The organism is Pyxidicoccus sp. M15 (assembly GCF_056858435.1).
This window is the reverse complement of record NZ_CM166495.1, coordinates 9,421,066-9,434,167: the sequence shown is the minus strand read 5'-3', so window position 1 is coordinate 9,434,167 and position 13,102 is coordinate 9,421,066. Positions and strand designations below refer to the sequence as shown.

11 protein-coding genes are annotated in these 13,102 nt (G+C 71.0%); 4 read left to right on the top strand and 7 right to left on the bottom strand.

Going from position 1 to position 13,102, the window contains the following annotated elements:
- Positions 1-47: 47 nt before the first annotated feature.
- From ACX9TP_RS34775 to ACX9TP_RS34745, 7 genes are all read right to left on the bottom strand, one after another.
- On the bottom strand, positions 48-794 hold the full coding sequence (locus ACX9TP_RS34775) for an MBL fold metallo-hydrolase (protein ID WP_482974947.1): 747 nt from the start codon (positions 792-794) through the stop codon (positions 48-50).
- A complete protein-coding gene (gene coaD / locus ACX9TP_RS34770) occupies positions 791-1,288 on the bottom strand; it encodes a pantetheine-phosphate adenylyltransferase (RefSeq protein WP_482974946.1) in 498 nt (165 codons plus the stop codon). The genes ACX9TP_RS34775 and coaD overlap by 4 nt, the downstream gene beginning before the upstream one ends.
- Positions 1,285-2,499, bottom strand: a complete 1,215-nt coding sequence (locus ACX9TP_RS34765; RefSeq protein ID WP_482974945.1) for an MFS transporter — start codon at positions 2,497-2,499, stop codon at positions 1,285-1,287. The genes coaD and ACX9TP_RS34765 overlap by 4 nt, the downstream gene beginning before the upstream one ends.
- Positions 2,496-3,104 carry a TetR family transcriptional regulator gene (locus tag ACX9TP_RS34760; RefSeq protein ID WP_482974944.1) on the bottom strand — a complete coding sequence of 203 codons (609 nt, stop codon included), beginning with the start codon at positions 3,102-3,104 and terminating at the stop codon, positions 2,496-2,498. The genes ACX9TP_RS34765 and ACX9TP_RS34760 overlap by 4 nt, the downstream gene beginning before the upstream one ends.
- A gap of 128 nt (positions 3,105-3,232) precedes the next feature.
- Positions 3,233-4,078 (bottom strand): alpha/beta fold hydrolase, encoded by an 846-nt coding sequence (locus ACX9TP_RS34755; protein ID WP_482974943.1) that lies wholly within the window; start codon positions 4,076-4,078, stop codon positions 3,233-3,235.
- Positions 4,079-4,193: 115 nt separating this feature from the next.
- Positions 4,194-4,748 (bottom strand): adenine phosphoribosyltransferase, encoded by a 555-nt coding sequence (locus ACX9TP_RS34750; protein ID WP_482974942.1) that lies wholly within the window; start codon positions 4,746-4,748, stop codon positions 4,194-4,196.
- A complete protein-coding gene (locus tag ACX9TP_RS34745) occupies positions 4,745-5,731 on the bottom strand; it encodes a 2-hydroxyacid dehydrogenase (protein ID WP_482974941.1) in 987 nt (328 codons plus the stop codon). The genes ACX9TP_RS34750 and ACX9TP_RS34745 overlap by 4 nt, the downstream gene beginning before the upstream one ends.
- 145 nt (positions 5,732-5,876) lie before the next feature.
- Here ACX9TP_RS34745 and ACX9TP_RS34740 point away from each other — a divergent pair, with 145 nt between their 5' ends.
- The 4 genes from ACX9TP_RS34740 to ACX9TP_RS34725 all read left to right on the top strand — a co-directional run bounded on the left by ACX9TP_RS34740 (position 5,877) and on the right by ACX9TP_RS34725 (position 13,031).
- Positions 5,877-9,134 (top strand): DEAD/DEAH box helicase, encoded by a 3,258-nt coding sequence (locus tag ACX9TP_RS34740; protein WP_482974940.1) that lies wholly within the window; start codon positions 5,877-5,879, stop codon positions 9,132-9,134.
- Between the two features lie 144 nt (positions 9,135-9,278).
- Positions 9,279-11,027, top strand: a complete 1,749-nt coding sequence (gene recN, locus ACX9TP_RS34735; RefSeq protein ID WP_482974939.1) for a DNA repair protein RecN — start codon at positions 9,279-9,281, stop codon at positions 11,025-11,027.
- Positions 11,028-11,094: 67 nt separating this feature from the next.
- Positions 11,095-11,892, top strand: a complete 798-nt coding sequence (locus ACX9TP_RS34730) for a Stp1/IreP family PP2C-type Ser/Thr phosphatase (protein ID WP_482974938.1) — start codon at positions 11,095-11,097, stop codon at positions 11,890-11,892.
- Positions 11,893-12,113: 221 nt separating this feature from the next.
- Positions 12,114-13,031 carry a M23 family metallopeptidase gene (locus ACX9TP_RS34725; protein WP_267860721.1) on the top strand — a complete coding sequence of 306 codons (918 nt, stop codon included), beginning with the start codon at positions 12,114-12,116 and terminating at the stop codon, positions 13,029-13,031.
- Positions 13,032-13,102 lie beyond the last annotated feature (71 nt).

Sequence of the window (13,102 nt, the reverse complement as noted above, 5' to 3'; positions counted from 1 at the left end):
GGTGGAGCGGGGCGCCCGGCTCATGCTGGAGCGCGGGGCGCCCCCGCTCACACGTGGTAGCGGCGGCCCTGCGCGAGCGGTTCGATGACGCTCGCGCCGGTGTCGAAGTCGTCCGGGTAGTGGATGAGCCGCATCCGGGCGCGCAGCTCGGAGGGCAGCGCCGCCAGCTTCTCGTAGGGCGTGTGCACGCCGTAGTTCGTCTCGTGAATCATCAGGTCCGACTCCGAGAGCCAGTCGATGAGGCCCTCGTCGAAGGCGGTGTCCGCGCTGTAGCCCAGGCACCGGCCCCCCGCGTGGATGCGCAGCGCGGTGGTGGGCACGTGGTGGTACGTCATGCGGCTCTCAATCAGGAACGGCCCGTGCCGCACGGTGGACTCCGTGGAGAGCGGCGTGTGCTCGAAGTAGTCGTCGAAGTGCTTGTCGTTGGGGGCGGCGCCGTGGCGCTCGATGAGGCACTCCATGCCGGCGGCGAGGTGGCCCTCCCAGAGGCGGTCCGCCACGGCGGGGTGGGCGAGCACCTCCAGCTTCTTCTTCAGCACGAAGAAGGAGAAGTAGCCCAGGCCCTCCAGGCCCGACGCGTGGTCCGCGTGCAGGTGGGTGAGGGCCACGGCGCTGACGCGGTCCGCGTCCAGGGGCACGCCGGAGGACTCGGAGGCCTCGCGCATCATCTTCCGGATGGGGTGCGGGCAGTCCACGAGCAGCACCTGCCCGTCGGTCTCGACGGCGATGCACGAGGAGTAGCGCAGGGCGGAGAAGGCGTCACCGACGCCGAGGGTGACGAAGGACAGGCTCATGGCTGGCTCCGGGCAGAGGGTGCGAGGCGTTCTCTCAGCTTGGCCGCGACGGCGGGCGAGCAGAAGGCGGAAACGTCCTCGCCGCGCGCGACGCGCTCCTTCAGTCCGCTGCTGCTCACCTCGGCCAGGTGGGCCTCGGCGGGAAGGAAGAGCGTGGACAGCTCCGGCGCGAGGGCGCGGTTGTTCTGCGCCAATTCCGTCTCGAACTGGGCGTCGGTGGCGCCGCGCACCCCGCGCAAGAGCACGCTGGCGCCAATCTCACGGGCGAAGTCCACGATGAGCCCTTCCGTGCGCGCCACGGTGACGTTGGGGTGCCGCCCCACGGCCTCGCGCACCAGGGCCATGCGCTCGTCGGCGGACAGCAGGGAGTGCTTGTGGGGATTGACGGCCACCACGACGACGACGTGGCCGAAGAGGCGCGCGGCCTGGCGGACGACGGACAGGTGCCCGGCGGTGACGGGGTCGAAGCTGCCGGCGTAGACGGCGATGGTCATGACGACACCTCGGGCGCCGCCCCGGACGACACCGCCGGGGGCGGATGGAAGGTGAGGGCGGCGTAGAGCGTGCCGGCGACACACAGGGCGGCGGACAGGGCGAAGTGCGCGGAGTAGCCGAGGGCGGAGGCGCTGAAGCCGCTCACCGCGGCCGCGGCGCCGGTGGCCAGCACCACCAGCGAGGCCTGCACGGTGTAGTCCGTGGCGGCGTGCTCGGGGCGGCAGGCGTCCATCATCGCGGTGAAGACGGCGGCGGTGGCCATGCCGCTCGCCACGTGCTCCACCGCGCAGACGGCCGTGAGCAGCGGCAGGGACGCGGTGCCGCGCGCGGCGAGGGCGTACAGCAGCACCGCGCCGGCCTGGGTGACGCCGAAGAGGAGCAGCGCGCGGCGCCGGCCCAGCCGCACCACGAGGCCGCCGCCGAGGAGCGCGCCCAGCAGGCCCGCGGTGAAGCCCACGCCGCCGAGCATCCAGCCGATGTCCGTGAGCGTCAGCCCCGAGTCCACGAGGAAGGTGCGCAGCATGCCCGTGGCCAGGGCCTCGCCGGCCTTGTAGACGACGAGCAGGGTGAGCCACGCCGCCGCGCCCGGCCGCCGCAGCCACCAGGACAGGCCGAGGCTCTGCGCGGGTGGGGCTTGCGAAGGGGGCTCGCGGTAGAGGGCGATGGGCACCGTGGCGGCGAGCAGCAGGCCGCCCAGCGCGAGGAACGTGGGGCGCCAGCCCACCGCGTCGAAGACGGCGAGCATCAGCCCGCCGCCGAGAATCATGCCCACGCGGTAGGCGGCCACCTGCACGCCGTTGCCCCAGCCGCGCTCGGCGGGCGCGAGCAGGTCCACCGCGAGCCCGTCCGTGGCCACGTCCTGCGTGGCGGCCAGGAGATTCACGCCCAGCACCGCGGCCATCAGCACCTGGGTGTCCAGACCCGCGGCGGGCACCGCGAGCGACAGGAGCAGCGCCGCGGAGAGGCACTGCAAGGGGAGGATGTAGCCGCGCCGCCGTCCCCACCGCGCCGAGCCATGGCGGTCCATGGGCGGGGCCCAGAGGAACTTGAGCGCCCACGGCAGGGCCAGCAGGTGGGCGAGGCCGATGGCGGGCAGCGACAGGCCCTGCTTTCGCAGCAGCACCGGCAGGGCCTGGGTGAAGAAGCCGAACGGCAGGCCCTGCGACAGGTAGAGGCTGGAGAGCAGCCCCAGCTTCGTCGAGGTCTTCATGCGTCCTCCCGGGCTTCCACCGTGTCCAGCAGCCCCGCGGCCATGCGCTTCACGGTGCCCGCCGCGGAGCCCGGGGGCACCAGGTCCGGGGCGCTCGCGGAGAGCACGAAGTAGCCCTGCACCGCGGCGAAGAGGCCCGCGGCGATGGTGCGCGCCCGGCGCTTGCCCGTCACCGCGGCGACGAGGGACTCCAGCTGCTCCAGGTCCGCGCTCACCACCTTGTCGTAGGCGGCGCGGACCTCGGGCTGGCGGATGGCCTCCGCGCTGATGGTGACCCAGCTCGCCACGGCGGAGGGCGCCGAGTCCCCGCCCGTGGCGAGGAAGGCGTCGATGAAGGCATCCACCTTCGCCCGCGCGTCGTCGCCCTTCACCCGCGCCAGCCGCGTCGTCACCCGGATGCGGGCGCGCGACGCGAGCTGCTCCACCAGCGTGAGCAGAATCTCCTGCTTGTCGCTGAAGTGGTAGTGCACGAGCCCCGGGCTCAGCCCCGCCGCCTTCGCGATTTCACCCACCGAGGCGCGCTCGTAGCCCCGCTCCGCCATGACCCTCAACAGCCCGTCCACAATCTGCTGGCGGCGCTCTTCGGTGTTGGAGGGACGGGGCATGGTGGGCGTGTTTGTTGGTTGTGTGACCAACTTATAAACAGGGGCCGTGAAAACGTCAACCCGACGGCCCGGAGCAGGGCCGTCGGGTGGTCAGGTGGGCGGCGAGGTGGGGCCGCCGGGAATCGGCTTCAGGTGGGCACGGCGCCCGGCGTGACGACGCTGGTGTTGATGTACGTCTCCTGGGCGGAGACGAGCGCTTCGATGCCGGCGGCCACGAGGCTGGGCACCTCGAGCGTGGGGAAGTGGCTGATGGCGGGCAGCTTCATCACGTGGAACCACGGGTTCTGCGCGCCGAAGGCCACCTGCTCCGCGAGGTAGTCATGCGACTCCGGCTGCGAGTACAGGTGCAGCGTCGGGGTGGGCGGGCTCAGTCCGGAGAGGGCCCGCAGCGGCGAGCCCTCGCGGGCGTACGCGGAGGCAATCTCGCGCGCGGCCCGGGCCCACATGTCCTCGCCGAAGCCGCCCATGACCTCGCGGGCGTAGCGGGTGATGTTCGGGTCCTCCACGCCGGCCAGCCACACGTCCAGCAGCCCGTCGCGGGTGCGCATCCACCGCTCGGACATCAGCCCCCGCAGGGCCTCGGTGAAGGCGAGGGGGGGCTCGGAGACAATCCAGTCCATCAGCACCAGCTTCGGGACGCGCTCGGCGCCCAGCTCGCGGCGCAGCTCCAGCGCCCACCAGCCCGCATGGGACATGGCCACGGGCACCACCTGGCGTGCGCCGCTGGCCTCCACCACGGCGAGCAGGTCGTCGAGCACGGTGGCGCTGTCGAAGTCGGTGCCGCCGCTCCCGGACTCCCCGTGGCCGCGCAGGTCCACAGAGAGCACCCGCCGCCGCGCGGATGCCCGGGGCAGCAGCATCCGGAAGACGTCCCGGGTGGTGTTCCAGCCTGGGATGAAGAGCAGCGCGGGGTCTCCCCGGCCCACGTCGTCGTAGTGGATGCGAGCGTCGCCGCTGGTGCGCACCTCGGGCATGGTCGTCCCCTCCGTGGAACGGTGGCTCCTCCAGAGGTGCTCAGGCCCGGCCCGCACGGCAGCAGGCGGGCAGGGGAGGGCGCGGACGCCCGGGGTGCGGTGCCCCGGGGGGGCCTCAGAACGACAGGAGCGACGTCACCTTGTCGGGGCCCAGGCGCTTCACGCCGTCGAGGAAGGCGAGGTGGATGAGGAAGCTGAAGCCCACCAGCTCACCGCCGAGCTTGTGGACGAGCCGCGCGGTGGCCTCCGCCGTGCCGCCGGTGGCGAGCACGTCGTCCACCACGAGCACGCGCTCCCCCTTGTGGAGGGCGTCCTCGTGCATCTCCAGCCCGTCCGCGCCGTACTCCAGCGAGTACTTCTCCACGACGGAGCGGTAGGGCAGCTTGCCCGGCTTGCGCGCGGGGACGAAGCCCGCCTGGAGCGCGAGGGCGATGGGCGCGCCCAGGAGGAAGCCGCGGGCCTCCACGCCCACGACCTTGGTGATGTGCTGCCCGCGGAAGGGGGCGGCCATGGCGTTGATGACGCGGCCGAAGAGGCGCGGGTCCGCCAGCACGGGGGTGATGTCCTTGAAGACGATGCCCGGCTTGGGGAAGTTCGGCACGTCGCGCAGCATGGCGCTCACGTCGGAGACGAGGGTGGTGTCGGTCAGGTGGGTGGCGGGCAGGTTCATGGGAAGAGCTCCGGATTGACGCAGTGAGGAGGCCGCCGTCCTTCGAGCGCGGCCAGCAGGTTGTCCACCGCCATGGAGGCCATGCGGCCCCGGGTGGCATGTGAGGCACTGGCGATGTGCGGCGCCAGCAGCACGTTGGGCAGGGTCATCAGCGGGCTGTCCGTGGGCAGCGGCTCCGGGTCCATGACGTCCAGCGCGGCGCCGCCCAGCCGTCCGTTCCGGAGCGCCTCGATGAGCGCCTCCTGGTCCACCACGCCGCCGCGCGCGGTGTTGACGAGCAGCGCCCCCGGCTTCATCGCCGCCAGCTCCGCGCGCCCCAGCCAGTGCCGCGTCTCGGGAGACAGCGGGACGTGCAGGCTCACCACGTCCGACTCCGCCAGCAGCGTCGCCTTGTCCACGCGCCGCGCGCCCAACTCCGCTTCCAGCGCGGGCCGCGCGTGGCGGCCCACGTACAGCACGCGCATGCCGAAGCCGCGCGCCCGCCTCGCCACCGCCGCGCCGATGGCGCCCAGGCCGACGATGCCCAGCGTGGCGCCGTGGATGTCGGTGCCCAGGAGCAGGGTGGGGCTCCACGTCCGCCACTTCCCGGCGCGGACGAAGGCGTCCGCCTCGGCCACCCGGCGCGCCAGCCCCATCAGCAGGGCGAAGGCGAAGTCCGCGGTGGTGTCCGTCAGCACACCGGGAGTGTGGCCCACTGGAATCCGCCGTGCGGTACAGGCCGGCACGTCGATGTTGTCGTGGCCCACGGCCACGTTGCTCACCGCCCGCAGGCCCGGAGCGGCGGCGAGCAGGCTGGCGTCCACACGGTCTGTCAGCAGGGTGACAAGCCCCTGGGCGAGCGCCGCCTCGGCCAGCAGCGCGTCACGGGAGGGTGGCAGCTCCTCCTCCCAGACGCGCAGGTCCACATGCCTGCCCAGTCGGCCGAGGGCCTCTCCAGGGAGCTGGCGGGTCACGAAGACACGGGGGAGGACGGTCCGGGCCATGGCGCGGGTTGATGCTCTCACAGCCTGATGCCAGCGGGCGGGTTCCGCTGGCCGACGCATCGTTTTTTCCCGTGAGCGTGAGCGCCGTTGGTGTGGTAGTCCAGCGCGTTCCCCGCGGCCATTTGAGCCTGGGGCCTTTCCAGCCGTGCAATCCACCGCCGACATCCGAGACGCCCTCCCTCCTCAGGACACCGTGTGGCTGCGGGCCCTGAAGGCTGAAGTCCAACCCACCACCTTCAAGAAGGGGCGGGAGGTGGCGGAGACGCGCCGCGTCTTCGGCCTCCAGCGAGAAGGCAACCGCATCACCGCGCAGGTCGCCGGTTCGACCGGCGAGCGCTACCAGGTCGCAATGGAGCTGGGGGACGGGAAGGCCACGTCCACCTGCACCTGCCAGTCCTGGAACGTGTACGGGCCGCACTGCAAGCACGTGGTCGCCGCCGCGCTCATCTACGCCGCGCGCTTCCGTCCGCCCGGCCCGCCGCCCCCACGGACGGAGCCCGTGCCTCCTCCGCCCGCCGTGGAGACCCCGGACGTCGCCGCGGCCGACGACGAGCCCCCCGTGGAGCCCGTGTCCCCGCCGGGCATGGACCCGGTGAACCTGCCGGCGCTCGCCAAGGTGGAGAGCTGGCTCGGTCTGTCTTCGCAACCGGATTACGAGTTCTTCTACCGCCTGACGCCCTCCAGCACCGGCAACGGGGGACGGCACTGGGTGGTGGACGTGCGCCGTCAGGACGCGCAGACCAAGGGCCCCATCCACGTCAAGCGCCTGCTCCAGACGGGCGGCCGGATTGCGCCCGCGGACGAGCGCGTCTTCATGATGCTGTCGCGTCATGAGCACCGCTACGACTCGCGCATCGTCCTCTCCGACGAGGACCTGAGCGAGGTGCTGGAGCTGTTGCGCTTCCGCCGCGTCATCTACCGCGGCACGGCGCTCATCAACACGGAAGCGCCCGTGCGCCCGCAGATCCGCCTGGAGTCGCGTCCGGACGGCGCCACCGCGCGCATCGAGCTGCTCTTCCCGGACGGCGCCAGCTACTCCCTCAAGGACGTCATCATCCTGTCGGGGAAGAAGACCTGGGTCATCCAGGCGCAGAACCTCCACGCGGTGGAGCCCGACTTCCCGCCCCGGCTGCTGCGCAAGTGGCTGCTGGAGCCGAGCATGTCCTTCCCGTCCGGACAGCTGGACCGGGTGCTGACCTTCTTCGCGGCGCACCTGCCGCGCTTCCGCATGGCGCTGAAGGCGGACGACATCGACGTGGACGAGTCGGTGGAGCCGCGCTTCATGCTCACGCTGGAGGGCAACCCGGAGAAGGTGAAGGTGCAGCTCGCCGCGCGCTACGGGCAGACCACCGTGCCGGTGTCCCCCACGGCCACGCACCTGGGCTACGCCAGCGGCGTGGGCGCGGACAGCCGCAAGCTGTACCGCCGCCGCGAGGAGCAGGAGCGCGCCGCCGGCAAGCTGCTGCTCGACCTGGGCCTGCGCTTCGAGCCGCAGAGCTCCGTCTTCGACGCCACCGCCGACATCGCGCTGGAGTTCTGGGCGCGCGGCCTGGCGTCGCTCCCCGCCGAGTGGGAGCGCTTCGGCGTGCAGGCCCCCAAGGTGCGCCTGCGTCCCAAGCTCAAGCCGCGCATCCGCGTGGGCATGAGCGGCGTGCAGTGGTTCGACCTGGACGCGGAGTTCGTCACCGATGACCAGGCGGTGGACCTGGGTGCGGTGCGCATGTGGCTGGACTCCGGCCGCAAGTTCGTCCCCCTGAAGGACGGCTCCTTCGCGGAGGCGGACCCCGCCGAAATCAAGCGCGTGGCCGACCTGCTGGAAGAGGCGGGCGCCATGCCGGGCCGCTCCCGCACGCGGCTGCCGCTGCACCAGGCCGTCGCGTTGGACCTGCTCGCGGACCTGGGTGAGTTCACCGAGGTGGAGGCCAAGGCGCGGCAGGCCATGCTGGAGCTGCGCGAGACGGCCGGCGTGCCGAAGGTCGCCGTGCCCGAGGGGCTGCAGGCCACGCTGCGCCACTACCAGGAGGCGGGCCTGTCCTGGCTCTGGTTCCTGCGCCGCCACGGACTGTCCGGCATCCTCGCGGACGACATGGGCCTGGGGAAGACCATCCAGTCGCTGAGCCTCATGCAGAAGGTGGCCAACGACGAGGGGCACAAGCCGTCGCTCGTGGTGGCCCCCACCAGCGTGCTCGCCAACTGGGAGCGCGAGGCCGAGCGCTTCACCCCGGGCCTCAAGGTCATGGTGTGGCACGGCCAGGACCGCAAGGAGCGCGCGGAGGACCTCAAGGGGATGGACCTGGTCCTCACCTCCTACGCCCTGGTCCGTCGGGATTTGGACCAGCTCTCCTCGGTGGGCTTCCGCTACGTCGTCCTGGACGAGGCGCAGAACATCAAGAACGCGGACAGCGCCACCGCGCAGGCGTGCAAGTCGCTGCCGAGCGAGACGCGCCTGGCGCTCACCGGTACGCCGCTGGAGAACCGCCTGTCGGAGCTGTGGAGCATCTTCGACTTCCTGATGCCGGGCTTCCTCGGCAGCGCGGATGGCTTCAGCGACAGGTACGAGCAGCCCATCCAGGTGGCCAACGACGCCACCGCGAAGGACCGGCTGCGCCGCCGCATCCAGCCCTTCATCCTCCGCCGTCTGAAGACGGAGGTGGCCAAGGATTTGCCGCCCAAGACGGAGTCCATCGCCTGGTGCGAGATGGAGCCCGGTCAGGCCGCCCTCTACCGCGAGGTGCTGGAGGAGAGCCGCCGCAAGGTGCACGAGTCGATTGAGAAGGTGGGCTTCAAGCGCAGCCGCGTGTCCATCCTCGCCGCGCTGATGCGCCTGCGGCAGGTGTGCTGCGATCCGCGCCTCCTGAAGATGCCGCCCGGCACGCTGCTGCCGTCCAGCGCCAAGGTGGAGCGCTTCCTCCAGCTGGTGGAGGACCTGGTGGCGGAAGGCCACCGCGCGCTCGTCTTCAGCCAGTTCACGGAGATGCTGGAGCTGCTCAAGCAGGAAGCCGACAAGAAGGGCATGCGCTACCTCTACCTGGACGGCCGGACCAAGGACCGCATGGGCAAGGTGGACGAGTACAACCAGCCCGACGGGCCGCCGCTGTTCTTCATCTCCCTGAAGGCGGGCGGCACCGGCCTCAACCTCACCGCGGCGGACTACGTCATCCACTTCGACCCGTGGTGGAACCCCGCCGTGGAGGACCAGGCCACGGACCGTACGCACCGCATCGGCCAGACGCGCGCGGTCATCAGCTACAAGCTGATTACCCGCGGCACGGTGGAGGAGAAGATCCTCGCGCTCCAGCGCCGCAAGCGCGACCTGGCCGCCGGAGTCCTCGGCAACGACGGCGACGAGTTGGGCCGGACGCTCACCGAGCAGGACATCCAGGAGCTGTTCACCGAAATCTGAGGGGTTGTGAGGTGGGGGCTCCAACGAGCCCCCTCTCCCACCCGCACGCCAGACGTGCGCACGACCCGAACGCCTGTGCAGTGTCAGGGGGACCTGCTAGGGTGTTCAGTCACCAGTGCCGTCGTATGACCACGGAGGGCGCGCGTGCTGCTGGGTCTTCGGATTTCGAACGTGGCGGTGATCGAGGAGGTGGAGGTGGCGTTCGGAGCCGGCCTCACCGTCCTCACGGGTGAGACAGGTGCGGGCAAGTCCATCCTCGTGGATGCGCTGGGCCTGCTGCTGGGTGGGCGGGCCGACGCGGACGTCATCCGTGCCGGCTGCGAGGAGGCGTCCGTCGAGGGCGTCTTCGTTCGCACCCCAGCGTTGGGGCAGCGGCTGGAGGAGCTCGGCCTGCCGGACCTCGGAGAGGAGGTGTTGGTGCGCCGCGTGCTCGGCCGGACGGGCCGGGGCAAGGTGTACGTCAACGGCGCCCTGGTGACGGTGGGCGTCCTGGGGAAGCTCACGCGGGGCGCGGTGGACATCGCCGGCCAGCACGAGCACGTCAGCCTCTTCGATTCGGGCCTGCACCGCGTGCTGCTGGACCGCTATGGCACCCTGGACGAGCCGCTGGCGGCCTACTTCGGCGAGTACACGGCGCTGCGCGAGGTGGACGCGCGCATGGACGCGCTGGGGGGCGACGAGGCCAAGGTGCGCGAGCGCGCCGAGTTCCTGCGCTTCCAGTTGGATGAAATCGAGCGCCTGGACCCCGAGGCGGGCGAGGACGCGCGGCTGGACGCGGAGCGCAAGCGGCTGGGCAGCGCGGAGAAGCTCAAGCGCCACGCGTCCGAGGCGGAGCTGCTCGTCGCGGGCGAGGAACAATCCGCCGTGGAGACGGTGGCCCGCGCGCTCGGGCTGGTGCACGACGCGGTGAAGACGGACGCCACGCTGGCGCCAGTGGCGCAGTCGCTCAGCACCGCGCTGTCGGAATTGGAGGAGGCGCAGCGTCACCTCAACCGCTACGTGGAGGGGCTGGAGTCGGACCCGTCGCGACTGGCGGACGTGGAGGAGCGGCTGGACGCGCTCAAGCGGCTGTGCCGCAAGCACGGCACCCTGCTGGACGGCCTCTTGAAGAAGCGCGGCGAAATCGAGACCGAGCTGGGCACGCTGGAGAACCGGAAGGAAATCCTCGAGGAGCTGGCCGCCGAGCGGCGCCGGGTGGAGGAGCGGGCCCGGAAGGCCGCCGCGGCGCTGTCGCGCAAGCGCGTGGCGAGCGCGGTGGAGTTCTCCGCCCAGGTCCGCGAGGGGCTGGGGGGGCTGGCCATGGGCAAGGCGGCCTTCGAGGTGCGCGTGACGCCGGGCGAGACGCTGCGGCCGGACGGCGCGGACGACGTGGAGTTCTTCTTCAGCGCCAACCCCGGCGAGCCGCCGCGCCCGCTGGCCAAGGTGGCCTCCGGTGGTGAGGCGAGCCGCCTGCTGCTGGCCCTCAAACGTGCGCTGGCCGACAGTGACGGCTGCGGCTGCTACATCCTCGACGAGGCGGACGCGGGCGTCAGCGGCGCGATTGCGGACGTGGTGGGGCGGATGATCAAGGAGGTGAGCAGCCACCGCCAGGTGCTCTGCATCACCCACCTGCCGCAGGTGGCCGCCTATGCGGACGCGCACCTGCTCATCCGCAAGAGCCTCAAGGGCGAGCGCACCGTCTCCGAGGTGGCCGTGCTGGAGGCCGGCATGGAGCGCACCCGCGAGCTGGCGCGGATGATGTCCGGCGTGGAGGTGACGCGCGAGGCGCTCGGGGCCGCCGAGGCCCTGGTGCGCTCCGCCCACCGGGCGCTGGGCACCCCTGCTCCAAGGGCCCGGAGCCGGGAAACCGGCCCGGAGGGTACCCCGCGGGGCAGGCTCCGACGCACTGCGTAGGACCAAGTGAGGGGCAGGTGCATTCGTGTCCTTGCCCCATCCCTGGGCCTCACATAGCATCCCACCTGTGTCCAGCACCGCAGGGCAGACCGCGGCCTCCCGCCTCAAAATTGTCTCCGCAGGCCTGACGGACGTCGGGCGCAAGCGCAATCACAATGAGGACAGCTTCCTTATTGATGACGAGCTGCAGCTCTATGTCGTGGCGGACGGAATGGGCGGTCACGCGGGTGGCGGTACCGCGTCGCGCATTGCCGTCGAGACCATCGACAAGGAGATGCGCCGGGCGCGGGAAGGGAAGGACAACCCCTTCCTCTCCGTGCCCAACCTGCAGGACTCGCCCATCCCCGAGTCGCTCCGCACGGCGGTCGAGAAGGCCTGTCTGGCCATCTTCACCGCCGCGCAGGAGGACGCGCGCCTGTCCGGCATGGGCACCACCGTCATCTCCCTGGTGGTCCGGGACGAGCACGCCTTCTTCGCCCACGTCGGCGACAGTCGCGCGTACCTCATCCGGGGGGACCTCATCCAGCAGATCTCCGAGGACCACTCGCTGGTCAACGAGCAGATCAAGGCCGGGATGATTACCCCCGAGGAGGCCAAGCACTCCCGGTACAAGAACATCATCACCCGCTCCGTCGGTTTCGAGGAGGAGGTGCAGGTGGACGTCATGGGGTTGGTGTCGGAGCCCGGGGACGTCTTCCTCCTCTGCTCGGACGGCCTGGCCAACATGCTCGAGGACCGTGAAATCCACGAGGTGGTGTCCAAGGCCCGGACGCTGGACGAAGTGCCCAAGCACCTCATCGACTTCGCGAACGAGCGGGGCGGGGACGACAACATCACCGTCATCGTGGTGCGCGTGGAGGCTTGAGTCGGCTGCTGTGACGTGCAGTGGCCTTCGACCCTCCCCACGGGTCTGTTGACCTTGATACTCTTCAAGTAAGAATGGTATCTGCCCCAACGTTTCCAGCGGCGGCGAAATGCCGCTGGGCGACGGAGGCAGTCTGGGGAATGGCGGGGGGAGGTGTTGCGCGAGAGCGAGCGACTTAGCTTGTCGCGCCTGAAGTCCCACGCAAAGCAGGGAGCGGTCCCGTGGCGAAAAAGTCCTTCACACTGATGGTGATCCCGGACCACGACGCGCCGGTGAAGCGGTACACCATCCAGCGGTCCTTCCTCATGCAGGTGGGGATGGGGCTGATGTTGGTGGTGGGACTGGCGGCTGGGGCAAGTGTCCACTACTTCCAGGTCGCTGCCGACGCCTCGGAGAACCGCATCCTCCGCGAGGAGAACCTGACGCTCCGCTCGCAGCTGAAGTCGGTGCGCGAGCGCATCGAGCACATCGGCTCCACGCTGGACCGGGTGGAGCGGTTCGACCAGAAGCTCCGCGCGATTACGCTCTTGTCCGACCCGCAGCGCAACCTGGCCATGGGCCCGACGGAGCCCGAGGCGGGCACCACGGCGCCGGCCACCGACACCCAGTTCACCCAGCTGACCACCACGGTGTCGCCCAACGCGCTGCTGGGGCGGCTGGACAAGCTGAGCGCGGAGGCCACCCGCCAGGAGCAGAGCCTCCAGGAGCTGCAGGCGTACTTCCAGGACCAGAAGTCGATGCTGGCCTCCACGCCGTCCGTCTGGCCCGCGCGCGGCTGGGTGACGAGCGACTTCGGGCAGCGGCTGGACCCGTACACCGCGGACCGCGTCATGCACGCCGGTCTCGACATCGCGGCGCCGCACGGCAAGGAGGTCTACTCGCCGTCGGACGGCACGGTGGTCTTCGCCGGCCTCGAGGGTGGGTACGGCAACGTGCTCGTCATCGACCACGGCTACGGCATCAAGACGCGCTACGGCCACCTGTCGAAGATGCTGGTGAAGGCCGGTGACCGGGTGAAGCGCGGGGCGCTCATCGCGGCGGTGGGCAACACCGGCCGCTCCACCGGCCCGCACCTCCACTATGAGGTTCGCGTCAACGGGATTCCCCAGAACCCGCGCAAGTTCATCCTCGAGGAGTAGCGAGGGACTTCGCTCCAGCGCTGGAGCCTCGGGCTCGCGCTGGAGCGGGGAGCGCAGGGCACCTGCTGGCG